The 23,354-nt window shown below is 70.0% G+C and carries 22 protein-coding genes; 11 read left to right on the plus strand and 11 right to left on the minus strand.

The annotated features are described in order from the left end of the window. Window positions 1-90: 90 nt before the first annotated feature. From SFC76_RS06360 to SFC76_RS06375, 4 genes are read right to left on the minus strand one after another with little or no spacing between them, the layout of a single operon-like run. Window positions 91-849, minus strand: coding sequence for a sulfite exporter TauE/SafE family protein (locus tag SFC76_RS06360; protein WP_322848653.1), 759 nt, complete (start codon window positions 847-849; stop codon window positions 91-93). Beyond that, the gene (gene rlmN / locus SFC76_RS06365; protein WP_322848654.1) at window positions 842-2,086 is read right to left on the minus strand and encodes a 23S rRNA (adenine(2503)-C(2))-methyltransferase RlmN; all 1,245 of its coding nucleotides are present in this window, start codon (window positions 2,084-2,086) and stop codon (window positions 842-844) included. The genes SFC76_RS06360 and rlmN overlap by 8 nt, the downstream gene beginning before the upstream one ends. Before the next feature lie 26 nt (window positions 2,087-2,112). Beyond that, window positions 2,113-2,580, minus strand: a complete 468-nt coding sequence (locus SFC76_RS06370; RefSeq protein ID WP_137897389.1) for a hypothetical protein — start codon at window positions 2,578-2,580, stop codon at window positions 2,113-2,115. Next, window positions 2,577-3,224, minus strand: a complete 648-nt coding sequence (locus SFC76_RS06375; protein WP_322848655.1) for a histidine phosphatase family protein — start codon at window positions 3,222-3,224, stop codon at window positions 2,577-2,579. Before SFC76_RS06375 ends, SFC76_RS06370 begins: the two co-directional genes overlap by 4 nt. A 180-nt stretch (window positions 3,225-3,404) precedes the next feature. Here SFC76_RS06375 and dnaN point away from each other — a divergent pair, with 180 nt between their 5' ends. Together dnaN and SFC76_RS06385 are read left to right on the plus strand one after the other, a co-directional pair. After that, window positions 3,405-4,520, plus strand: coding sequence for a DNA polymerase III subunit beta (dnaN, locus tag SFC76_RS06380; protein WP_137897391.1), 1,116 nt, complete (start codon window positions 3,405-3,407; stop codon window positions 4,518-4,520). Between the two features lie 196 nt (window positions 4,521-4,716). Beyond that, window positions 4,717-5,583: a lactonase family protein gene (locus SFC76_RS06385; RefSeq protein WP_322848656.1), complete on the plus strand. Its 867-nt coding sequence runs from the start codon at window positions 4,717-4,719 to the stop codon at window positions 5,581-5,583. A 30-nt stretch (window positions 5,584-5,613) separates the two neighbouring features. Here the strand turns inward: SFC76_RS06385 and SFC76_RS06390 are convergent, their stop codons facing one another. Beyond that, on the minus strand, window positions 5,614-6,498 hold the full coding sequence (locus SFC76_RS06390) for an SGNH/GDSL hydrolase family protein (protein ID WP_322848657.1): 885 nt from the start codon (window positions 6,496-6,498) through the stop codon (window positions 5,614-5,616). Between the two features lie 114 nt (window positions 6,499-6,612). On the opposite strand from SFC76_RS06390, the gene SFC76_RS06395 reads away from it, so the two are divergent. From SFC76_RS06395 to SFC76_RS06405, 3 genes are read left to right on the plus strand one after another with little or no spacing between them, the layout of a single operon-like run. Further along, entirely contained in the window at window positions 6,613-7,707 is a 1,095-nt protein-coding gene (locus SFC76_RS06395; protein ID WP_322848658.1) for an 8-amino-7-oxononanoate synthase, read from the plus strand. Further along, window positions 7,704-8,318 carry a dethiobiotin synthase gene (bioD, locus tag SFC76_RS06400; protein WP_322848659.1) on the plus strand — a complete coding sequence of 205 codons (615 nt, stop codon included), beginning with the start codon at window positions 7,704-7,706 and terminating at the stop codon, window positions 8,316-8,318. The genes SFC76_RS06395 and bioD overlap by 4 nt, the downstream gene beginning before the upstream one ends. Beyond that, window positions 8,315-9,556 carry an adenosylmethionine--8-amino-7-oxononanoate transaminase gene (locus tag SFC76_RS06405; protein WP_322848660.1) on the plus strand — a complete coding sequence of 414 codons (1,242 nt, stop codon included), beginning with the start codon at window positions 8,315-8,317 and terminating at the stop codon, window positions 9,554-9,556. The genes bioD and SFC76_RS06405 overlap by 4 nt, the downstream gene beginning before the upstream one ends. A gap of 630 nt (window positions 9,557-10,186) precedes the next feature. Here the strand turns inward: SFC76_RS06405 and SFC76_RS06410 are convergent. The 5 genes from SFC76_RS06410 to SFC76_RS06430 form a co-directional block, all read right to left on the minus strand. Continuing rightward, window positions 10,187-11,128, minus strand: coding sequence for a Gfo/Idh/MocA family protein (locus SFC76_RS06410; RefSeq protein ID WP_322848661.1), 942 nt, complete (start codon window positions 11,126-11,128; stop codon window positions 10,187-10,189). Beyond that, window positions 11,125-12,114 carry an AraD1 family protein gene (gene araD1, locus SFC76_RS06415; RefSeq protein WP_322848662.1) on the minus strand — a complete coding sequence of 330 codons (990 nt, stop codon included), beginning with the start codon at window positions 12,112-12,114 and terminating at the stop codon, window positions 11,125-11,127. The genes SFC76_RS06410 and araD1 overlap by 4 nt, the downstream gene beginning before the upstream one ends. Next, complete coding sequence (locus tag SFC76_RS06420) at window positions 12,111-12,749, minus strand: 2-dehydro-3-deoxy-6-phosphogalactonate aldolase (protein ID WP_322848663.1); 639 nt, start codon at window positions 12,747-12,749, stop codon at window positions 12,111-12,113. Before SFC76_RS06420 ends, araD1 begins: the two co-directional genes overlap by 4 nt. A gap of 157 nt (window positions 12,750-12,906) precedes the next feature. Further along, window positions 12,907-13,806, minus strand: coding sequence for a 2-dehydro-3-deoxygalactonokinase (locus tag SFC76_RS06425; protein WP_322848664.1), 900 nt, complete (start codon window positions 13,804-13,806; stop codon window positions 12,907-12,909). Window positions 13,807-13,819: 13 nt separating this feature from the next. After that, window positions 13,820-15,130, minus strand: coding sequence for a sugar MFS transporter (locus SFC76_RS06430; protein WP_322848665.1), 1,311 nt, complete (start codon window positions 15,128-15,130; stop codon window positions 13,820-13,822). A gap of 158 nt (window positions 15,131-15,288) precedes the next feature. On the opposite strand from SFC76_RS06430, the gene SFC76_RS06435 reads away from it, so the two are divergent. Then, a complete protein-coding gene (locus tag SFC76_RS06435; RefSeq protein WP_322849080.1) occupies window positions 15,289-16,380 on the plus strand; it encodes an aldose epimerase family protein in 1,092 nt (363 codons plus the stop codon). A gap of 1 nt (window position 16,381) precedes the next feature. Beyond that, on the plus strand, window positions 16,382-18,163 hold the full coding sequence (locus SFC76_RS06440) for an IlvD/Edd family dehydratase (RefSeq protein WP_322848666.1): 1,782 nt from the start codon (window positions 16,382-16,384) through the stop codon (window positions 18,161-18,163). Window positions 18,164-18,298: 135 nt separating this feature from the next. Here SFC76_RS06440 and SFC76_RS06445 read toward each other — a convergent pair whose 3' ends face one another. Next, complete coding sequence (locus SFC76_RS06445) at window positions 18,299-19,006, minus strand: FadR/GntR family transcriptional regulator (RefSeq protein WP_322848667.1); 708 nt, start codon at window positions 19,004-19,006, stop codon at window positions 18,299-18,301. A 91-nt stretch (window positions 19,007-19,097) separates the two neighbouring features. Between SFC76_RS06445 and pncB the strand changes: the two genes are divergently transcribed. The 4 genes from pncB to SFC76_RS06465 all read left to right on the plus strand — a co-directional run bounded on the left by pncB (window position 19,098) and on the right by SFC76_RS06465 (window position 23,237). Further along, window positions 19,098-20,402: a nicotinate phosphoribosyltransferase gene (pncB, locus tag SFC76_RS06450; RefSeq protein WP_322848668.1), complete on the plus strand. Its 1,305-nt coding sequence runs from the start codon at window positions 19,098-19,100 to the stop codon at window positions 20,400-20,402. Window positions 20,403-20,513: 111 nt separating this feature from the next. After that, window positions 20,514-21,383: an NAD(P)-dependent oxidoreductase gene (locus SFC76_RS06455; protein ID WP_322848669.1), complete on the plus strand. Its 870-nt coding sequence runs from the start codon at window positions 20,514-20,516 to the stop codon at window positions 21,381-21,383. A 37-nt stretch (window positions 21,384-21,420) separates the two neighbouring features. After that, the gene (locus tag SFC76_RS06460; RefSeq protein ID WP_322848670.1) at window positions 21,421-22,131 is read left to right on the plus strand and encodes an NTP transferase domain-containing protein; all 711 of its coding nucleotides are present in this window, start codon (window positions 21,421-21,423) and stop codon (window positions 22,129-22,131) included. Next, window positions 22,128-23,237, plus strand: coding sequence for a hypothetical protein (locus SFC76_RS06465; protein WP_322848671.1), 1,110 nt, complete (start codon window positions 22,128-22,130; stop codon window positions 23,235-23,237). The genes SFC76_RS06460 and SFC76_RS06465 overlap by 4 nt, the downstream gene beginning before the upstream one ends. Window positions 23,238-23,354: the final 117 nt, after the last annotated feature.

Raw genomic sequence — 23,354 nt, forward strand, 5'->3', positions numbered from 1 at the left:
CCGCCGGGGTACGGTCCGGTATGTCACGGGTCGACGTTCGAAAAAGGCTTGGCTCGTTCAGGAGTACCGGAGGCCGCGTCGTGCGCCGCCTCAGCCGTAGGCGCGCCAGAAGAACACCGCGGTGGTCACCGTCGTGACCAGCAGCGTCCAGCCGCGGATCACACCGGGTGGCAGGCTGCGCCCGACCAGCGCGCCGAGATAGCCGCCGGCGATCGAGCCGACCATCATCGGCAGGCACAAGGCCCAGGCGACCATGCCGCTGGCGACGAAGACGATCGTCGCCGCGGTATTGGCGACCGCGAGCATCAGCGTCCGCGGTGCAGCGAGTTCGGCGGGGCTGGCGCCGGTCAGCAGCCCCCACATCGCGGTCAGCATCATGCCGACGCCGCCACCGAAATAGCCGCCGTAGACGCCGAGCAGCGCCTGTCCCGCGACGAGGCTGCGCGGCCCGGCGGTGAAACGCGCGCTCAGCCAGTCGGAGGCGTGGCGGCCGAGCGCGATCGCGATCGTCGCGGCGAGCAGCAGCCACGGCACGATGACGTCGAACGCACGCGCCGGCGTCCAGACGAGCAACAGGCTGCCGGCTAGCCCGCCGGTGAAGGTGATCGCCGAGAGCGTCCGCACCCCGACCCCGCCGAGCGGGGCGAGCCCGCCGCGATAGGCCCAGGCGCTGGCGACCGCACCGGGCTGGACCGCGACGTTGCTGGTCGCATTGGCGACGGTGGAGGGCAGGCCGAGCGCGATCAGCGTCGGCATCGTCGCGAACGAGCCGCCGCCGGCGAGCGCGTTCATCGCGCCGCCGAGCAGACCCGCGCCCGCCGCGAGGGCGAGCGTGAGCGGATCAGCCAAGCGCGGCCATCTTCTCTTCCGCCTCGCGATCCATCTGCGCGCGGCTCTTCTTCTCGGCGGCGGTTTTGAGCTGGCCGCAGGCGGCGTCGATGTCGCGGCCGCGCGGGGTGCGGACCGGCGCCGAGATGCCGCCTTCGAAGATGATTTCGCTGAACCGGCGCACGCGCTCGGGCGTCGACGTGTCGTAGGCGGCGCCCGGCCAGGGGTTGAACGGAATCAGGTTCACCTTGGCGGGCAGGTCGTATTTGCGCAGCAACCGAACGAGTTCATGCGCCTCGGCATCCGAATCGTTCTTGTCCTTGAGCATCACATATTCGAACGTGATGCGGCGCGCGTTGTTCGCGCCGGGATAATCGGCGCAGGCCTGCAACAGCTCCTCGATACCGTATTTCTTGTTGAGCGGCACGAGTTCGTCGCGCACCTCCTTGGTCACCGCATGCAGCGATACCGCGAGGTTGACGCCGATCTCCTCGCCGGCGCGCGCCATCATCGGCACGACGCCGCTGGTGGACAGCGTGATGCGGCGCTTCGACAGCGCCAGGCCGTCGCCGTCCATCACCAGCTTCAGCGCGTCGCGCACCGCGTCGAAATTGTAGAGCGGCTCGCCCATGCCCATCATCACGATGTTGGTGAGCATGCGGCCCTCGGGCTGGCTCGGCCATTCGCCGAGCGCGTCGCGCGCGAGCATCACCTGGCCGACGATCTCGCCCGCGGTGAGGTTGCGGACGAGGCGCATCGTGCCGGTGTGGCAGAAGCGGCAGTTGAGCGTGCAGCCGACCTGGCTCGACACGCAGAGCGTGCCGCGATCCGCGTCGGGGATGAACACCGCCTCGTAATCCTGCCCGTCGGGCGAGCGCAGCAGCCATTTGCGCGTGCCGTCGGTCGACACCTGCGCCTCGACCACCTCGGGCCGGCCGATGACGAAGCGCTGCTCGAGCCAGGGATGCATCGTCTTGGAGATATCGGTCATCGCCGAAAATTCGGTGGCGCCGCGATTGTAGAGCCAATGCCAGATCTGCTTGGCACGCAGCTTCGCCTGCCGCAGCTCCATGCCGGCGTCGAGCAGCGTCTGGCGCAACGCGTCCTTGCCGAGGCCGATCAGGTCGATCCGCCCGTCCTCGCGGAACGTCTTGGCGCGCGGCACCGGCACGGGATCGATATGGCCCGGAATGGGCATGGGGGGAGCAACGCTGTCGAGCATCGCCGGCATATAGGCGAAAATGGCGCGATTTGCCATGCCTTCGGCAACGGGCGGCGGACCGGCTAGCGGACGCACCCCAGCGCCGCCGCATCGATCGCGGTCGCGGCGCCGGCGAGCAGGTAGACATCGGCGAACGGTCGCCCGCCGGTGGCGACCGCCTCGACGCTCATGCTGCGGCCGGAGCGGATCGCGGTGACGATCGCATGGTCGCTCGGGCCGTCGGTCGCCCAGGCGTCGAGGCCGTTGGCGGCGAGGTCGAAGCGGCGCTCGCCGACGGTCAGCGTCACCGGTGCCGAACGGTCGCGCGGGCGCGACAGGCGGACGTGGAGCGAGGCGCGCAGGCCGCGACCCGGCCAGGTCGCGACGCTCGCCCAGCCGGTGCTGCGGCCGCCGGCGGTGACCGGGCGTGCGATCGCATAGCAGCGCGCCGGCACCGTATCGCGGAACGCCCCCCAGCTTCGGTAGACGCCGATCGTGTCGCGCGCGCCAGCCGGCGCGGCGATCAGCAGCGCGAGGAGCAGCGCCTTCACGCCGGCGCGTGCCCGCTGCCGAGGTGCGCGATCAATTCGCGCGCGCCTTCGATGCAGACCAACGATCCCTGCGGCAGGCCGGCGGCGATCGGCGCCCCCCATTCGGGGTGCGCGGCTGCGCCGGTCATCACGCCGCGCAACACCCGGCTGGAGATGCCGTGCATGATGACCAGCCGGTCGCCGGGCGCGTCGGTGTCCGCCAGCCAGCCCGAGACGCGCGTGGCGATCTGGCGGTAATCCTCGCCGTCCGGGGCGGGGCGGAGCAGCCCGTCGGGGGTCACCACCGCGCCCACCTCGCCGATTACCTCGGCATAATAGCGCCCGCCCCAGGCGCCCATGCCGATCTCGACCAGCCGCGCGTCGGTATGCGCCGCGTGCCAGTCGAGTTCGAGATGTTCGGCGACGACGCTCAGCGTCTGCAACGCGCGGCCGGTCGGCGACGCCCAGAGCGTCAGCGCCGGCTTCGCGCCGAGCCGCGCGCGCAGCGCCCGCCCCATCTCCTCGGCCTGCGCGAAGCCGGCGCGGGTCAGCGGGGTATGCGGATGGTCGCCCTGCAACCGCCGCGCCGCGTTGAACACGGTTTCGCCGTGGCGCGCGATGAAGTCGCGGCCCTGGCGGGCGGAGGGGGCGGGGGGCTGCGTCATGCCGTCCGTGTCGGATCGCGGTGCGGCAAAAGCAACGGCTTTCGCCGCGGCGCCGCCCCCGCGCCGCTAACCCACCGTTAACCGGAATCGCCCGAGGGGTGCTCGCGCTTGCTCCAACCCCTTTTTCATGGGTAGGACAGGGGAAACTTGCCCCGGACTCGGGGGACGGGGATTAAGATCATGAAGGCGACCATCGAACGCGCAACGCTCCTCAAGGGGCTGAGCCATGTCCAGTCCGTGGTGGAACGGCGCAACACCATCCCCATCCTGTCGAACGTGCTGCTCGAAGCGACCGCCGAGGGGCAGTTGCGGCTGATGGCGACCGACCTCGATTTGCAGATCAACGAATCGGTGGCGGCGGCGGTCGACCAGCCGGGATCGACGACGGTGTCGGCGCACACCTTGTTCGACATCGCGCGCAAGCTGCCCGACGGCAGCCAGGTGCAGCTTGCCGCATCGGAAGGGCGGATGTCGATCGTCGCGGGCCGTGCGCGGTTCAGCCTCGGCACGCTGCCGCGCGACGACTTTCCGGTGATCGCCGAGGGCGAGCTGCCGACGCAGTTCGAGATCCCGGCGGAGACGCTCAAGCAGATCATCGACAAGACGCGTTTCGCGATCTCGACCGAAGAGACGCGCTATTATCTCAACGGCATCTTCCTCCACGTCCAGGACGATGCCGCCGAACCGACGCTCAAGGCGGCGGCGACCGACGGCCACCGGCTGGCGCGCGTGACGCTGCCGCGGCCCGAGGGCGCGGCGGGGATGCCCGACGTGATCGTGCCGCGCAAATGCGTCGCCGAACTGCGCAAATTGCTCGACGAGGTCGACGGTTCGGTCGGCGTGTCGCTGTCGGGGACCAAGATCCGCTTCGACCTGGGGCAGGCGGTGCTGACCTCGAAGCTGATCGACGGCACCTTCCCCGATTATTCGCGCGTCATCCCGACCGCGAACGACAAGATCCTGAAACTCGATCCGCGCAGCTTCGAGGAGGGTGTCGACCGCGTCTCGACGATCGCCACCGAAAAGACGCGCGCGGTGAAGATGGCGCTCGATCGCGACAAGATCACGCTGTCGGTGACCAGCCCCGAAAACGGCACCGCCGCGGAGGAAGTGCCGGGCGAATACGTCTCGCTGCCGTTCGAGATCGGCTTCAACAGCCGCTATCTGCTCGACATCCTCGGCCAGATCGACGGCGACGTCGTCGAGGTGCATCTCAACGATGCCGCGGCGCCGACGCTGATCCGCGAGAACGACAAGGCACCGGCGCTCTACGTGCTGATGCCGATGCGGGTCTGATCCGCTGGGCGATGACGGGTTCGCGCTCGACCGGCGTGCGCTGATCGCCGGGATCGGCGTCGGCATCGCCGTACCCGCCGCAGCGACGCGCGCGGCGGGCGAGGGCGTCGCGGCATCCTCCGACGGCGGGGCGTTCGCACTTGTCGCGGGCGGGGGCGTACGGCCGCTGGAAATCGGCGACGGTCTCGAATGGGTCGTGCCCGACGGCGCGGGAGGACGGCTCGCGGTCTTCACGCGCAAGGGCGGCGGGCGGCTGATCGGCTTCGATCGCGGCTGGCGAGCACGCGGCGAGGCGGCGACGGGTGGCGGCGAGCCGGTGCATCTGGCGATCGCACCCGATCGAACGGTGGCGGCGGTGGCCGATTACAGCGGCGGGACCGTGTCGCTCCATCGCCTGCGCGGCAATGTGCCGGGCGCCCCGACGCTGATCCGCCATCGCGGTTCCGGACCGAACGCGTCGCGGCAGGCGGGGCCGCATCCGCATTGGGTGGGGTTCGGCGCGGATGGGCGCTGGCTCTACGTGGTCGATCTCGGCGCCGACGCGGTATTCGCGCATCGGATCGAACAGGGGCGCGCGGTCGAGACGCGGATCGCTTGGCAGGCGCCGGCGGGATCGGGGCCGCGCCATCTCGCCTGGCATCCGACCAAGCGCCTCGCGTACGTCGTCAGCGAATTGGTCAGCACGCTGACGACGCTGCGGATCGAGGCGGACGGTGGGCTGACCGCGCTCGACGTGCAGCCGACGCTGCCGGCGGGGAGCAAGGGCTATGTCGGCCATATCGCGATCGATCCGCAGGGGCGGCGGCTCTATGCCTCCAATCGCGGGCCGAACACGATCGCGGTGTTCGCGCTCGACGATCCGCTGCGGCCGCGGTTGATCGAGCAGGCGCCGTGCGGCGGCGACTGGCCGCGGTTCTTCCTGTTGCGGCCGGAGGCGGGCGAGATGCTGGTCGCCAACGAGCGCAGCCCGGCGATGGCGGTGCTGCCGGTGGGGCGTGACGGTCGGCTGGGACCGCCGCGGGCCGGACCGGCGGTGCCGAAGGCGCGCTTCGCGGCCTGGTAGGCCATCCGTCGGGCGACTGGCGGTGGAGGATCAGCCCGCGGCCAATTGCTCGCGGGCGATGAGTTGCAGCGAGGCGGCAAGATCGGGGGACAGGCCGAGTTCGTCGGCGGCGCGCTCGTTGCGGCCTAGGGTGCGCGGGTCGACGCCGGTGATGCGGCCGAACACCATCAGGGCCTCCAGATAATAGCCCGCGGTGCTGGCGTGATATTGGTCGTAGGACCAGAAATTGGCCTGGCCGTAGGCGGTGCCGTCATAGGGATTGGGATCGGCGACGCCCGCCGCGAAGGCGCGCGTCCACGCCTGGCCGACCGGGATGACACCGGTGATCGTCGGATGCGCGCGCCGCGCGCGTTCGGCGGCGATGCGCAGGTCGTCGGCCATCGCGGCGATGCCGCGGCCGTACCAGCGGCCGTTCGGCAGATAGGTCTGGTCGGCGCGGCTCCACGTCGCCATCAGGTCGACGCGGACCGCCGGGTTGCGCGCGCGGAACAGGGCGGCCAATTGGCCGACGCTGCGGATATAGCGGGTGGGGTCGCCGGGGCGGTCGCGGTCGAGCGTGCTGAATTCCTGGAGCACGACGACGTCCCAGGCCCGGTCGAACAGATGGCGGCGCTGATCGTAGTGGAAGGCGAGGCTCTGGCCGCCCTGCGTTTCAAGGCTGACCGCGTAGCGCAGTCCGGCCTCCTCGGTGAATTCCTTGAACAAGGCCGGCACGCCGCCATAGCCCGCGCCGGTGAGGTCGGTAACGGTGCCGGCGTGCCAGTTGCGCACCGCCGAATGCGCGCCCTGGGTGAAGCTGTTGCCGATGAACAGGATCGTGCGCGGCAGGACGACCGGCGTCGGCCCGCGCTGTGCGGCACCGGCGGCAGCCGGCACCGCCAGCAGCAGGAGGGCGGCAAGGAATCGCCTCAACATCGTCGCATGGTCCTTCGGTCGTCGCGCATCGATCGTGCCGCCGTATCGGATGCGGCGGGGGGATGGCCAGCGCTGGATGATGGCATGCGCGCACGGTTTCGCTAAGAGGCGGCGATGCTGCAATTCTATCGCGACGATCTTGCCCGGCTGGCGGGCGCGGACCGGCTGAGACGGCTGGTGCCGCGCAGCGGCGCCGATTTCACCTCGAACGATTATCTGGGCCTCGGCGCGTCGGTGCGGCTGCGCGGCGCGGTGGCGGCGGCGCTCGACCGCGGGGTCGGCATCGGTTCGGGGGGATCGCGGCTGCTGCGCGGCAACGATCCCGAACATGAAGCGCTGGAGGCGGAGGCGGCGGCGTATTTCGGCAGCGAGGCGGCGTTGTTCTTCGCCAACGGCTATGCCGCCAATGTCGCGGCGTTGGCGACGCTGCCGCAGCCGGGCGATCTGGTCGTGTACGATGCGCTGATCCATGCGAGCGCGCATGACGGGATGCGGCTGGGGCGGGCGCCGCGGGTGGCGGCGGCGCATAACGACATCGCGGCGTTCGAGGATGCGATCCGCGACTGGCGCGCCGGCGGCGGCAAGGGAACACCGTGGATCGCGGTGGAAAGTCTCTACGGGATGGACGGCGACCGGGCGCCGCTCGCCGCGCTGGTCGCGCTGGCCGAGCGGCACGAGGCGATGCTGCTGATCGACGAGGCGCATGCGACGGGCGTGTTCGGCGAGGGCGGGCGGGGGCTCGCGGCGGGGCTTCACGACCGGCCGAACGTCGTCACCCTGCACACCTGCGGCAAGGCGCTGGGGGCGGAGGGCGGTTTGCTGTGCGTGCCCCACGTGCTGCGCGACATGCTGGTCAACCGCGCGCGCGGGTTCATCTTTTCGACCGCGCCGTCGCCGCTGATGGCGGTGGCGGTGCGCGAAGCCCTGCGCATCCTCGCCGACGAGCCGGAGCGGCAGGCGCGGCTCTGGGACCTGATCGCGGCGGCGGAGGCGGCGCTGGGGCGGGCGACGGGATCGCAGATCGTGCCGGTGATCGTCGGCGCGGACGGCGCGGCGGTGGCGCTTGCCGAACGGTGCCGGGCGGCGGGTTACGACGTGCGGGCGATCCGTCCGCCGACGGTGCCGGCGGGTACCGCGCGGCTGCGCGTGTCGGTCACGCTCAACGTCGACGAAGCGGCGATCGCCGGGCTGGGGGAGGTGCTGCGATGACGACGATCGTGGTGACGGGGACCGATACCGAGATCGGCAAGACGGTGTTCGCCGCGGGGCTCGCGGCGGCGCTCGGCGCGACCTATTGGAAGCCGGTGCAGGCCGGGCTGGACGAGGGCGGCGACGGCGATACGGCGCGGCGGCTCGGCGTGACCCGGGTGCTGCCCGAGGCGTATCGGCTGGCGACGCCGTGTTCGCCGCATCGCGCCGCGGCGATCGACGGGGTGACGATCGATCCCGAACGGCTGGCGCTGCCGCTGGTCGACGGGCCGCTGGTGGTCGAGGGTGCGGGCGGCGTGCTGGTGCCGCTGGCCGACGATCTGCTCTACGCCGACGTGTTCGCGCGCTGGGGGGCGCCGGTGGTGCTGGTGGCGCGGACCGCGCTGGGGACGATCAACCACAGCCTGCTCAGCATCGAGGCGTTGCGCAGCCGCGGCGTGCCGATCCTCGGCGTCGCCTTCGTCGGCGATGCGCAGGAGGACAGCGAGGCGACGATCGCGCGGGTCGGCGGGGTGCGGCGGCTCGGACGGCTGGGACGGATCGCGCCGCTCGATGCGGACACGCTGGCGCAGGCGTTCGCCAAGGGATTCAGGACGGAGGATTTCGTATGAGTTCGCCGATCTGGCACCCCTTCACCCAGCATGGTCTCGGCGAGCCGATCCCCACCGTCGTGCGCAGCGAGGGCGCCGCGCTGTTCACCAGGGACGGGCGGCGGATCGTCGATGCGATCTCGAGCTGGTGGGTGACGACGCACGGCCATCGCAACCCGCGGATCATGGCGGCGATCGCGGCGCAGGCGGACCGGCTCGACCAGATCATCTTCGCCGGGTGGAGCCACGAACCCGCCGAGGCGGTGGCGGCGGGGTTGCTGCGGCTGATGCCGGCGGCGCTGACGCGGGTGTTCTTCTCCGATTCGGGGTCGACCGCGGTCGAGGTCGCGCTGAAGATGGCGCTGGGCTATTGGCTCAACCGGGGCGAGCCGCGGCATCGCATCCTCGTGCTCGAACACGGCTATCACGGCGACACCATCGGGACGATGTCGGTGGGCGCGCGGGGGGCGTTCAACCGGGCCTATGCGCCGTTGCTGTTCGACGTGGCGACGATCCCCTTTCCCGCGGCGGGGGCGGAGCAGGCGACGCTCGATGCGCTGGAGGCGGCGTGCCGCGACGCGCCGGCGGCGCTGATCGTCGAGCCGCTGATCGTCGGGGCCGGCGGGATGCTGACCTATCCGGCGTGGGTGCTAGCCGAGATGCGGGCGATCTGCGCGCGTCATGGCGTGCTGTTCATCGCCGACGAGGTGATGACCGGCTGGGGGCGGACCGGCACGCTGCTGGCGTGCGAACAGGCCGAGGTCGTGCCGGACATCCTGTGTCTTTCCAAGGGGCTGACCGGCGGTGCGGTGCCGCTGGCGGTAACGATGGCGACCGAGCCGATCTATCAGGCGCATTACAGCGACGATCGCGCGCGGATGTTCTTCCACTCGTCCAGCTACACCGCCAATCCGATCGCCTGCGCGGCGGCGGCGGCGAATATCGCGATCTGGGAAGACGAGCCGGTGCTGGCGCGGGTCGCCGATCTGGCGGCGCGACAGGCGGTGCGGCTCGGCGGTTTGCGCGGGGTGCGCAATCCGCGGGTGCTGGGGACGATCGCGGCGGTCGATCTGGGCGCGGACGGGGCGGATTATCTGTCCGCGCTCGGGCCGCGATTGCTGGCGTTCTTCCGCGAATGCGACCTGCTGCTGCGGCCGTTGGGGAATACCGTCTATGTGATGCCGCCTTATTGCATCGACGATGCCGATCTGGATGCGGTCTATACGGCGATCGGCGACGCGGCGGCCAATTGCGGCTGAAATGCGGCAACATGGACAAGTTGGACACCTGAATGGAAACGATCCCCTCCTGATCGTTTCCGTTTCTGCACTGATGAGAAAGAGCGGTGTTCGTCGTTTGCCTTGGTAGCAAATGCGCGGGGTGTAGGACAGGCGAGTTCGCGCAGAGGCGCAGAGAAGGCGATTCACGCGGAGGCGCGGAGAAGAAGAGGGCTCGAGTCTCACCGTGCTTTGATGGCTCGGCACGGACGGGTTGGGTTAGCGTCGCCGCTTTTCTACCGGTGTTGTCGGGCGGGGCTTTGCGCCGTGCGGTTCATCTCCGCGCCTCCGCGCCTCCGCGTGAACCCTTCTTCTCTTTGCGCCTTCGCGCCTTCGCGCCTTCGCGTGATAATCTTCTTTTGCGATGCCGAGTACGTATCGGTCGATGGCTCCGGTCCGGGACGCCGGCGTCGAATTTTTCACGCGAAGGCGCGAAGGCGCGAAGGGAAGGAAGAAGGGTTGTTCGCGCAGAGGCGCGGAGGCGCGGAGGTGTTGGACCCGGCGCGAAGCGCCCTCTGTACCAACGGCGGGACGGTAAATGGACCGCTGACGCGGCCCGTCCTTCTTCTTTGCGTCTCTGCGTCTCTGCGCGAAACCCCTTCTTCGCGACCGTTATTCCACGAACGGTTCGACGGTGATCCGGCGGCCGCGGAGGAAGGCGTCGGCGACGTGGCGCAGGGGGGCGATGTCGACGTCGCTGGTCGCCGCGCGCACGATCTCGGCGAAGCGGTGGTAGAGGCCGGCATATTCGCCGTGCAGCGCCGCCTGCTGCTCGGCCTCGCTGCCGTCGGGGAGGACGAGGCGGGCGCCGCCGTCGTGCAGCGTCAGCGTGCCGCGGTCGGTCTCGACGGCGATGTCCCAGCTTTGCGGGCCTTCCTGGCGGAAGTCGAAATCGGCCTCGATCGGCAGGCCGGCATCGTCCGAGAAGCGGATGCGCGCGGCGATCGGCGCGTCGCAATTCGCCGGAAAGTCGAGCTCGGCCTCCTCGATGAAGAACGGCCGCGGCAGGATGCGGGTGACGATCGACAGCGCGTTGATGCCCGGATCGAACACGCCGAAGCCGCCGGCTTCGAGGATCCACGCCTGTCCGGGATGCCAGACGCGGATATCCTCGCGCCAGGTCACCGTCACCTTGGTGATCGTCGCATCGGCGAGGAAGGCGCGCGCCGGCTCGACGCCGGGGGCGTAGCGCGAATGCCAGCTGGCGAAGAGGCTGATCCCGGCCGCGTCCGCGGCGGCGCGGAGCTGCGCGACTTCGGCGAGCGTCGCGCCGGGCGGCTTTTCGAGGAAGACGTGCCACCCCTGCGCGATCGCCCGCGCGGCGATGGCGCGGCGCACCTGCGGCGGGGTGCAGAGCGCCACCGCGTCGATGCCGAGCCCGCTGGCGATCAGTTCGTCGATGTCCCTGAAATGCGGCACGTCGGCGACGCCTTCGCCATGACGGCTGACGGTGGCGGCGAGGGTGATGTCGGCATTGCCGGCGATCGCGGGGACGTGCTGATCGTGGGCGATCTTGCCCATGCCGACGAGGGCGAGACGGATCTTCTGGCTCACAGCGCGGTCACCTGAACGGGCGCCGCATCGGCAAGCGCGAGGGGGTTGCGGAGCGGCAGCGTGAACGGCGCCGCCTGGATCGAGAAGACGTCGCCGGCCTGCGTCTGCACGCCGTCGGCGCACGACAAGGTCGCGGTGCCGAAGAAATGGACGTGGATGTCGCCCGGGCGGCGGAACGAGGCATATTTGAAGTGATGGTGTTCGAGATTGGCGAGCGTGTGCGACATGTTCGCCTCGCCGGTGAGGAACGGCTTTTCCCACAAAGTCGCGCCGTCGCGCTCGATGCGGCTGGTGCCCTGGATGTCCGCGGGGGGCTCGCCGAGCAGCAATTCGGCGCCGAGCGATGCGGCACGCAGCTTGGAATGCGCGAGCCAAAGATAATTGTGCCGCTCGGTGACGTGGTCGCTGAATTCGTTGGCGAGCGCGATGCCGAGGCGGAAGGGGGTGCCGTCGTCGCCGATCAGATAGATGCCGGCGAGTTCGGGCTCCTCGCCGCCGTCCTGCGCGAACGACGGCGACACCAAGGGTGCCTCGGGGGCGACGAGTGACTGGCCATCGCCCTTGTAGAACCATTCGGGCTGCGCGCCGACCGCGCCGGGGGCGGGGCGGCCGCCCTCCATCCCTTCGAGGAACAGGCGCATCGAATCGGTCTGCGTGCCGGCGGCGGCGGCCTTGTGCATCGCGTCGCGGCCGGCGGCCGAGCCGAGATGGGTGAGGCCGGTGCCGGCGAGCATCAGCCGTGCCGTATCGGGATGGTCGATCGCGGGCAGCAACGTGCCGGCGGCGAGCGCCCCGGCGAGGTCGACCGTCTCGTCGGAGCGGCGGGCGCGGGCGGCGTCGAGCAGCGACACGCGCTCGGCGATCGCCTGCGTCGCGAGCTCACGCGTGGTGGCGACGCCGGTGAGGACGTTGGCGGTCTCCTCGGCGAGGAGGACGCGGCGGGTGCCGTCGGGCAGGCGTTGCTGGAGAAGGCGGGAGGCGGTCATGCGAGATCCTTGGCGGCGGTGACGAACGCCGCGGCATCGCGCGCGACGTCGGCGACGGACTTACCGGCGCGGTAGAGGTTGGAGCCGAGGCCGAAGCCATCGGCACCGGCGGCGCGCCATTGCGCCATATTGTCGGGCGAGATGCCGCCGACCGCGAGGACGCGGGTGGTCTTGGGCAGCACGGCGCGCTGTGCCTTGAGGAAGGCGGGGCTGGCGCCGTCGGCGGGGAAGAGCTTGAGCGCATGCGCGCCGGCGGCGAGTGCGGCGAAGCCCTCGCTCGGGCTGTAATAGCCGGGCAGCGAGACGAGGCCGCGCGCGACCGAGGCGCGGATGACGTCGGTGTTGGTGTTGGGCGAGATGATCAGCTCGCCGCCGGCGTCGGCGACCTGCGCGACCGCCTCGGGGGTGAGGACGGTGCCGGCGCCGACCATCGCGCGGCCGGCGTAGCGCTTCGCCATGGCGGCGATGCTGGTCAGCGGATCGGGCGAGTTGAGCGGGACTTCGAGCAGGGTGAAGCCGGCGTCGACCAACGCGTCGCCGACGCCCTCGGCCTCGGCGGGGGTGAGGCCGCGCAGGATCGCGACGAGCGGGCAGGCGGCGAAGGCCTCGGCGAACCGGGTGGCGGGATCGGTCATCTGGGTTGCTCCGGAAATGGGCGGATGAGGGGTGAACGACGTTCGCCATCGTTCGTCACCCCGGCCTCGAGCCGGGGTCCCGCTTCTTCCACCGTCATGAGGTAGCGGGACCCCGGCTCAAGACCGGGGTGACGGGGGTTATGCGACGGGCGCGCGGTCACAGCCCTAAGTGCCCGCGCAGGTGGTGGACGCCGCCGAGGAAGGCGGCGGTGGCGTCGACCGCGACGGTGACGCCGCCGCGCGCCTCGATCGCGACTTTGTAGAGGTCGGCGAGCGCACCCTCGGCGAGCAGATGCACGGTGCGGCCGTCGAGCGCGCGCGCGCCGACGTCCGATCCGATCAGCACGCCGCTGGCATAGGCCGCGGCGTCGTCGGGGGCGCGGCGGCCGAGCAGGACGCTCGCGCGCACCTCGAACAGGGCGGTGCCGAGGTCCGTCGCGCCGGCGCCGCGGGCGATGCCGTCGCGGAAGGCGGCACCGTCGGCGACCGGACCGTCGAGCATGCCGGCGAGGATGCCGTGGCCCTTGAGCAGCGCGAACAATTCGCCGGTCATCACCGTGGCGACGTCGACGATCCGCGCCGCTTCGGTGGCGATCCACTTGTTGTGCGTGCCGGGCTGGCAGAACAGGGCGTCGGCGGGGGCGAGGCCGGCGGCGATCGCGCCGAGCACCTGCAATTCCTCGCCGCGCATCACGTCGGCGCGGGTGTCGGTGAGCAGCGAGACGCCGGGGACGATGGTCAGCCCGGCCTCGTCGATGCGCAGCGCCGCCATCGCCAGCGCGTGCAGGTCGGCGGGGGCGGGGACGTACGGCGCCTCATACCAGCCGCGGGTCGAGCCGATCATCCCCGCGGCGATCACCGGCAGGTCGCCGAGCCGGTCGCGCAGCGCGGCGAGCGCGGGGGGATAATCCGTCGCCGCCATCGCCAGCACGCCGCGATCGTCGCGGATCCGGTCGCCGATGCTGCCGTCCGCCTCGATCCGATAGGCGCGGCGGTTGGTCGTCCCCCAATCGACGGCGATGATCGCGCCGTCGCGGGGCGGTGTTCCGCTGGTCACGGGTAGGACGTCCTCAGCTTACGGTCTGGTCGCCGAGGTCGGCCGTCGGCTTCGATCCCCACAGAGCATAAGCGAGCACGATGATCTCGCACGCCATGGTCAGGAAGAACGAATTCTGCAGGCCGTAATGATCGGCCAGCCAGCCCTGCACCACGACGAGCGCGCCGCCGGCGATCGCCATGATCATCAGCCCCGAGCCTTCCTCGGTGAGCGGGCCGAGGCCGCGGATCGCCAGCGTGAAGATCGTCGGGAACATGATCGAATGGAACAGCCCGACCGCGATCAGCGACCACATCGCCACCGGTCCGGTGGTGAAGGTGGCGATGGCGACGACGATCAGCGCGCCGAAGGCGAAGACGCTGAGCACGCGCTCCGGCGCGATCTTCTGCATGATGAAGCTGCCGGCGAAGCGGCCGATCATCATCCCGCCCCACAGCAGCGACAGATAGCGCGACGCTTGTTCGTGCGTCGTCGCGGCGATCTGCGGCTGCGAGACGAAATTGACGAACAGGTTGGCGACGCCGATTTCCGCGAGCAGATAGGCGATCATCGTCGGGATGCCGAGCGTCAGGTTGCGATGCTTCCACAGCGAATGCTGGTGGCGATCGGCCTTGGCGGCACGCTGCGTCGCGCCACCCAGAGCGGGCAGCGGGAAGCGCGCGATGACCACCGCGAGCACGACCAGCACGATCGCGACGAGGACGTAGGGCAGGATGACCGACTGCGCGTCGGCATAACGCTGCGCCTGGCTGATCGTCGCGCCCGCCTCGGCGGTGCCGCTGCGGCTGCGGCCGAGGATCAGATAGCCCGCGAACAGCGGCGCCAGCGTGGTGCCGAGCGAGTTGAACGCCTGTACCAGATTGAGACGCGACGAACCCGTCTCGGGCGGTCCGATGACGGTGACGTACGGATTCGCCGCAACCTGCAGCAGCGTGATGCCGCTGGCGATGACGAACAGCATGACGAGCGTCACGCCGTAAGAGGGCAGGCTGGCGGCGAGCGTCATGCCGAGCGCGCCGGCGGCCATGATGAGCAGGCCGATGACGATCGCACGCTGATAGCCGACCCGCTCGATCAGCTTGGCCGAGGGGATCGAGGCGAAGAAATAGGCGATGAACCAGACCGATTCGATCAGCGTCGTCTGCGTGTAATCCAGCTCGAACACCGAGCGCAGATGCGGCAGCAGCACGCCGTTGATGACGGTGATGAAGCCCCACATGAAGAAGAGGCTTGCCAACAGGCTCAACGCTTTACGGTACGATCCGCCCCCGCCTGAAGCGGCGGGTGCCGCGCCGTTCGTCGTTACCCCAATCGGTCCTGCCATAATCTCGTCCTCTCCGCCTGTCGCGCTGCTCGGCTGCCTTGCGCGCCGGGTATTTGTCAGACTATATAGCGCAGACACGCCGGGTCAATGCCGGGGATGCATCCAAGGAGGGGGCAATGAAGCTTCGAAAGGCACTCATCATCGCAGGCATCGGGTTCATGGCGATGGTCGCCGCGCAGGCGGACGCCGCGACCGCGCGGCGCGACTCGGCAGGCACGCTCGCCGACGGCACCGCGGTCGAGGCGGTGACGCTGTCGGCGGCGAACGGCGTCTCGGCGCGGGTGCTCACCTATGGCGCGACGTTGCAGGCCTTCTCCGGCCCCGACCGCGACGGCAAGGTCGCCGACGTGCTGCTCGGCTATGACGACGCCAAGGATTATGCCGAACATCCCAATTACTTCGGCGTGACCGTCGGCCGCTTCGCCAACCGCATCGGCGGCGGCAAGTTCACGCTGGACGGCAAGAGCTATCAATTGCCGCTCAACGACAAGGTCAATTCGCTGCACGGCGGCAAGGTCGGCTTCGACAAGCAGCCGTGGCGGATCGTCACGATCAAGGACGGGTCGGTGACGATGGCGCTGACCAGCCCGGATGGCGACCAGGGCTATCCCGGCAAGCTCGACGTGACGATCACCTACACGCTGAGCGACGACGGCGCGCTGACGATCGCCTTCGGTGCGAAGACCGACAAGCCGACGGTGGTCAACATGACCAACCACGCGATCTTCAACCTCGCCGGCGAGGGATCGCCGATGGGCGCGCTCGGCCACCGGCTGACGATCCCGGCCAAGGCGATCACGCCCGTCGACGCCAATCTGGTGCCGACCGGCGAGCTACGCCCGGTCGCGGGCACGGTGTTCGACTTCCGCAACGGCCGCATCCTCGCCGACGGCGTGCGCGACGGCCGCGATCCGCAGATCGTGATGGGGCACGGCTACGACCACAATTTCGCGCTCGACAAGGGCGTGACCGCGACGCCGGGCCTCGCCGCGCGGCTGGAAGACCCCGCCTCGGGCCGCGTGCTCGAAGTGTCGAGCACCGAGCCGGGCGTGCAGATGTACACCGGCAATTTCCTCGACGGCAGCTACATCGGCAAGAGCCGCCACGTCTATCGCATGGGCGACGGCGTCGCGCTGGAACCGCAGAAATTCCCGGACGCGCCCAACCACCCCAATTTCGCCTCGGCCCGGGTCGATCCCGGCAAGCCGTATCGTCACGTCATGATCTACAAACTCTCGGTGGCCAAATAAGATGACGCAATTGCGCAGCCGCGCCTGGTTCAACAATCCGGCGAATATCGACATGACCGCGCTCTATCTGGAGCGCTATCTCAACTTCGGGCTGAGCCTTGAGGAGCTGCAATCGGGCAAGCCGATCATCGGCATCGCGCAGACCGGCAGCGACTTGTCGCCCTGCAACCGCCATCACCTGGTGCTCGCCGAGCGGGTGCGCGAGGGCGTGCGCGAGATGGGCGGGATCGTGCTCGAATTCCCGGTCCATCCGATCCAGGAGACGGGCAAGCGGCCGACCGCGGGGCTCGACCGCAACCTCGCCTATCTCGGCCTCGTCGAGACGCTGTACGGCTATCCGCTCGACGGCGTCGTGCTGACGATCGGCTGCGACAAGACGACGCCGGCGTGCCTGATGGCGGCGGCGACGGTCAACATCCCGGCGATCGCTCTGTCGGTTGGGCCGATGCTCAACGGCTGGCACAAGGGCGAGCGGACCGGTTCGGGCACGATCGTGTGGAAGGCGCGCCAGTTGCTCGCCGCGGGCGAGATCGACGATGCCGAATTCATCCGCCTCGTCGCCTCGTCGGCGCCGTCGACCGGCTATTGCAACACGATGGGCACCGCGACGACGATGAACTCGCTGTGCGAGGCGCTCGGCATGTCGCTGCCCGGCTCGGCGGCGATCCCCGCGCCGTATCGCGACCGGCAGGAGGTGTCGTACCTCACCGGCAAGCGCATCGTCGAGATGGTGCGCGACGACCTCAAGCCGTCGGACATCCTGACCAAACAGGCGTTCCACAATGCGATCCGCGTCAATTCGGCGATCGGCGGCTCGACCAACGCGCCGATCCACCTCGCCGCGATCGCGCGCCACATCGGCGTCGACCTGCCGATCAAGGATTGGGAGACGGAGGGGCACAAGGTGCCGCTGCTGGTCAATCTGCAGCCGGCGGGCGAATATCTCGGCGAGGATTATTACCGCGCCGGCGGCGTGCCCGCGGTGGTCAACCAGCTGATCGGCCAGGGCCTGATCCATGAGGACGCGCTGACCGTCAACGGCAAGACGATGGGCGAGAATTGCCGCGGCGTCGCCATCGAGGACGAGAAGGTGATCCGTCCCTTCGACCAGCCCCTGGTCGAGGATGCGGGCTTCATCGTGCTGTCGGGCAATCTGTTCGACGCGGCGGTGATGAAGACCAGCGTGATCTCGCCCGAATTCCGTCAGCGTTATCTGTCCAACCCCGGCGACCTCAACGCGTTCGAGGGGCCGGCGGTGGTGTTCGACGGGCCGGAGGATTATCATCACCGGATCGACGATCCGGCGACCGGGATCACGCCCGAGACGCTGCTGTTCATGCGCGGCGCGGGCCCGATCGGCTATCCCGGCGCGGCGGAGGTCGTCAATATGCGGCCGCCCGCGTATCTCATCACCGAGGGCGTGCATGCTCTCCCCTGCATCGGCGACGGCCGCCAATCGGGGACGAGCGGTTCGCCGTCGATCCTCAACGCCTCGCCCGAGGCGGCGGCGATGGGCGGTCTGGCGCTGCTCAAGACCGGCGACCGGGTGCGGGTGGACCTCAACACCGGAACGGCGAACGTGCTGATCTCCGACGCCGAACTGATGGAGCGCCGCCGCGCGCTCGAGGCGGCGGGGGGCTATGCCTATCCGGCATCGCAGACGCCGTGGCAGGAGATCCAGCGTGCGGTCGTCGGCCAGATGAACACCGGCGCGATCCTGGAAGGCGCCGAGAAATACCAGCGGATCGCGCAGACGATGGGGCTGCCGCGCGACAACCATTGATGCGGGTGGGGGCTGGGGTGACTCGTCCCCCCTTCTTTCATCCCGGCGTCCGCCGGGATGACGAGTTTTTACGTTATTTCCGCCCAACATCCGTCATCCCGGCATTCGCCGGGATGACGATGGGCGCAATCCCCCTCACGCGCGCAGCAGGCGTTCGGTGTCTTCGTGGGCCTGTTGGAGGAGGACGATCGTCGCGTCGCGGGCGGCGGCGGGGTCGCGGGCGGCGATGGCGTCGAAGAGGCGGCGGTGTTGCGGCATCGAATCGCGCGGGCGGCGGCGGTCGCGGAACTTGAAGATCGTCGTCCAGCGGACCGCCGAACCGATGCTGCCCGACAGGCTGACGAGCAATTCGTTCTCCGTCGCCTCCAGGATCGCATTGTGGAAGGTCTGGTCGGCGGCCTGACCCTCCGGCGTGTCGAGGCCGTGCGTCGCCATCCGGGTCAGCGCCGCGTCCATGCGGGCGAGCTGGTCGGCGGTGCGGAAGGTCGCCGCCATCTCCGCGGCGGAGGGCTCGACGATCATGCGCAACTGGAACAGGCTGCGCACGAAGGTGGCGGGCGGTTCGCCCTCGAACATCCAGGCGAGCACGTCGGGGTCGAGCAGGTTCCAGAGCGCGCGCTCGCGCACCCGCGTGCCCGATTTGGGCCGGCTCTCGACCAGCCCCTTGGCCGACAGCATGCGCAGCGATTCGCGCACGACGCTGCGCGAGACGCCGCGCTGGCTGGCGATGTCGATCTCGCCGGGGATGACGCTGCCGGGCGGGTGCTGGCCGGTGACGATGGCGATGCCGAGATCGCGTGCGATTACCGTATGTGCGGGCTCGCGCCGTTCACCCTTGGCCATCCACTCTCCCCTTGTTGTCAGACAAGCGTAGGCGGCGTGCCTGCCCTTGGGAAGCCTTGGCGCGTCGCGGCATCCGGGCTAGCGGGGCGGCATGGCCGTTACCGACATCGCGACGCGCACCTGGGATCACAATTGGCGGCTCGACCCGATCGTGCGCAGCCTGCTCGATACCGATTTCTACAAATTGCTGATGTTGCAGATGATCCGCCATTTGCACGGCGACGTCGACGCCACCTTCCGCCTGATCAACCGGACCGCGTCGGTGCGACTCGCCGACGTGATCGACGAGGGGGAGTTGCGCGCGCAGCTCGATCATGCGCGCAGCGTGCGCTTCGCCAAGAAGGAGCTGATCTGGCTGGCGGGCAACAGCTTCTACGGCAAGCAGCGGATGTTCGCGCCCGACTTCATCCAGTGGCTGAGCGAATTCCAGTTGCCGCCCTACGAGCTGCACCGCGTCGACGGCCAGTTCGAGCTGACCTTCGACGGGCCGTGGACGCATACGACGATGTGGGAAATTCCGGCGCTGGCGATCGTCAACGAGCTGCGCGCGCGCGCGGCGTTGCGCGACAAGGGGCGGTTCGCGCTCGACGTGCTCTATGCGCGGGCAAAGGCGAAATTGTGGGACAAGGTGGAGCGGCTGCGCGCGCTGCCCGATCTGGTGATCTCCGATTTCGGGACGCGGCGGCGGCATGGCTTCCTGTGGCAGCGCTGGTGCGTCGAGGCGCTGAAGGAGGGGCTGGGCAGCCGCTTCATCGGCTCGTCCAACGTGCTGCTGGCGATGGACAACGATCTGGAGGCGATCGGCACAAATGCGCACGAGCTGCCGATGGTGCTCGCCGCGCTCGCCGACGACGATGCCGGGGTGGCGAGCGCGCCGTATCGCGTGCTGGAGGAATGGCAGGCGCATTACGACGGCAACCTGCGCGTCGTACTGCCCGACGCGTTCGGGACGGCGGCGTTCCTGCGCGATGCTCCCGACTGGGTGGCGGGCTGGACCGGCTTTCGCCCGGACAGCGCGCCGCCGGTCGAGGCGGGCGAGCAGATCATCGCCTGGTGGCAGGCGCACGGCCAGGACCCTGCCGAGAAACTGCTGATCTTCTCCGACGGGATGGACGTCGATTCGATCGAGCGCGTCTACCGGCATTTCCATGGCCGGGTGCGGATGAGCTTCGGCTGGGGGACGAACCTGACCAACGACTTCCGCGGCTGCGACCCAGATGGCGCGGCGGGGCTGGAACCGATCTCGCTGGTGGCGAAGGTTACGCGCGCGAACGGGCGGCCGGCGGTGAAGCTGTCCGACAATCCCGCCAAGGCGACCGGCGAGCCGGCGGAGATCGCGCGCTATCTGCGGATTTTCGGGACGGACGGGCGGCGGGAGAGCGTGGTCAGCGTGTGAGGGGGGCTTCCCGTTCGTCATCCCGGCGTTCGCCGGGATGACGAACGGAGGGGACGGATCGACGTCGGATGCGTTGAGCCTCCCCTGATCGACATCCTCGCGCTTTCGCCGTTGCCCGACACGCTGGCCCCCTCGCTGGCCGGGCGGTTCACCGTTCATGTCGGGCTCGACGCCGCGCCGCTCGACCGCATACGCGCATTGGTCGGCGGTGGGGCGATGCGGCTCGATGCCGCTATGCTCGCGCGGCTGCCGATGCTCGAGTTCGTCGCGGTGCATGGCGTCGGGCATGACGGGATCGACAAGGATGCGCTCGACGCACGCGGTGTTGCGCTCGCGATCACCGCGGGGACGCTGACCGAGGATGTCGCCGATCTCGCGATCGGGCTGTGGCTGGCGGTCGAGCGGCGGATCGCGAGCAACGATTCTGCGGTGCGCGGCGGCGGCTGGGACGTGCCGCTCGCGCGGCGCGCGTCGGGGCGGCGGATCGGGGTGTTCGGGCTGGGCGCGATCGGGCGGGCGATCGCGGCGCGGGCGGCGCCGTTCGCATCCGAGCTGCTGTATACTGCACGTAGCGAGAAGGACGTGGCGTGGCGGTTCGTGCCCGACCTGCGCGCGCTGGCGGCGGCGAGCGACGTGCTGTTCCTCGCCGCCGCCGCCGGGCCGGAAACCGACGGCGCGGTCGACGCCGGGGTGCTGGCGGCGCTGGGGCCGCAGGGGGTGCTGGTCAATGTCGCGCGTGGGTCGCTGGTGGATGAGGCGGCGTTGATCGCGGCGCTCGATACGGGCGGGATCACCGGGGCGGGGCTCGACGTGTTCGCCGACGAACCCACGGTACCCGCCGCGCTGATCCGCGACGCGGTCGTGCTTTCCCCGCACCAGGGCTCGGCGACGGTGGAGGCGCGCGGGGCGATGGCGGCGATGGTCGTCGCCAATCTCGACGCGCATTTCGCCGGGCGGGAACCGCCGGGCCTAGTGCGCTGATTTGGCCTGGCTTGCCAGCCGCGCTACAGGCTCGCCGATGCAAGCTGTGATCCTCAGCGCGGGCATCGGCTCGCGGTTGCTGCCGCTGACGCGCGAAATCCCCAAATGCCTCGTCGAGGTCGGCGGGCGCAGCATCCTCGACCATCAGCTGGCGGCGCTGCACGCGGCGGGGGTCGCGCAGGCGGTGATCGTCGGCGGCTATCGCTATCGGCAGATCGGCGCGCATCTGTCGCGGGCCGCGCCGCCGCTGCCGGTGCGGCTGCTGTTCAACCCCTTCTGGTCGGTGGCGAGCAGTATCGGCAGCGTGTGGATGGCGCGCGACCTGCTCGGCGATCCCTTCGTGCTGATGAACGGCGACACGGTGTTCGCGGCCGAGCTGGTCGCCGCGGCGATCGATGCGCCGGGCGACGGCGTCGGCCTGCTGGTCGAGCCGCTGCGCGCGGCGGTGACCGACGACATGCTCGTCACCGTCGCCAACCGGCAGGTCTGCGCGGTCGCCAAGGATCTGCCGCTCGACGTCGCGACGCATCGCTCGCTCGGCGTGATCGTATCGCAGGGCGGCGACTCCTATGCGGAGGCGCTGGAGCGGGTGATCGCGCGCCCCGACGGGCTCCATGCCTTCCATCATGCGGTGATCGCCGAATTGGCGGGCTATGCGCCGGTGCGCGCGATCGTCGCGGGCGAGGGGGCGTGGCAGGAGATCGACCAGCCCGAGGATATCGCCGCCTGGACCGGCCGGCACGGATGAGGACCGACGTCGCGTTCCTGTTCCTCGGCGAGACGTTGCTGATCCCGCATCTGTATCCGGTGCTGGAGGCGCTGGTGGAGCAGGCGCCCGGACTGCGCGTCGACATATGGGTGGCGACCTCGATGCACGAGGGGTTGGTGCGCGGCTGGCTGGGCGCGCGGCCGGGGGTGCGGGTGCGGCGGGCGCCGGGCTATCGCGATCTCGGCGCGTGGGCGGCGGGGCGCAATCCGCCGCTGCCCGCCAAGCTGCCGCTGCTCGCGCGGCTCGCGCCGTTGCTGTGGGGGACGCGGGTGGTGGTGTCCGCCGAGCAGACCAGCCTGTGGATCCCCGCCTTGCTGCCGACGCGCGGCCGCTACGTGAACATCCTGCACGGCGCGGGGTCGATGATGAATCGCGACGACCGGCGCCGGAAGGCGGCGACGCTGACGATCGTCGCGGCGGATCGCGAGCGGGCGGCGCTGGCGGCGCATGGGGTCGATCCCGCCGCGGTCGCGGTGACGGGATATATCAAGGCGGGGTTCCGGCAGCGCAGCCGGGCCGCGCTACAGTTCGCGGAGGCGCGGCCGCTGCTGTTGTATGCGCCGCACTGGCAGCGGCATCGCTCGTCGTGGTGGGACTGGGGCGAGGCGGCGGTGCGGCGGATCGTCGCGTCCGGGCGCTACAATCTCATTTTCGCGCCGCATCAGCGGCTGACCGAGAAGGCGCCCGGGCTGCGCGGATTCGCGGCCGGGCTGGCGGGGCGGGGGGACGTGCACGTCGATCTCGACAGCTTCGCGATGGTCGACGGCAGCTATACCGCGGCGGCGGACGTCTATCTGGGCGATACCTCCAGCCAGGTGGTCGAATTCCTGATGCGGCCGCGGCCGTGCGTGTTCCTCGATCCGCGCGGCGTCGCATGGGCGGGGGATGCGAGCTACGATATGTGGCGGGCGGGGGAGGTGGTGACCGACCTCGACGTGCTGCTGCCGGCGCTGGAGCGGGCCGTCGCGATTCATCCGCGGTTCGTCGAAGCACAGCGGTGGTTCGCGGCGGAGTCGCTGGGGGATGTCAGCGGGGTCGCGCCTGCGCGGGCGGCGGCGGCGGTGCTGGCGGTGTTGCGGGGGTAGTTCGCGCGAAGCCGCGTAAACCGGGACTGATCCGAGACCTCAGCGAATTTTCAGTGCTCCTGCGTGCGCGGAGCACTGGGCGGTTGCGGCTTCGCGCGAACCGAAATGCCACACCGG

This window comes from Sphingomonas sp. CD22, from assembly GCF_034556155.1.
Taxonomy (GTDB): Bacteria; Pseudomonadota; Alphaproteobacteria; order Sphingomonadales; family Sphingomonadaceae; genus Sphingomonas.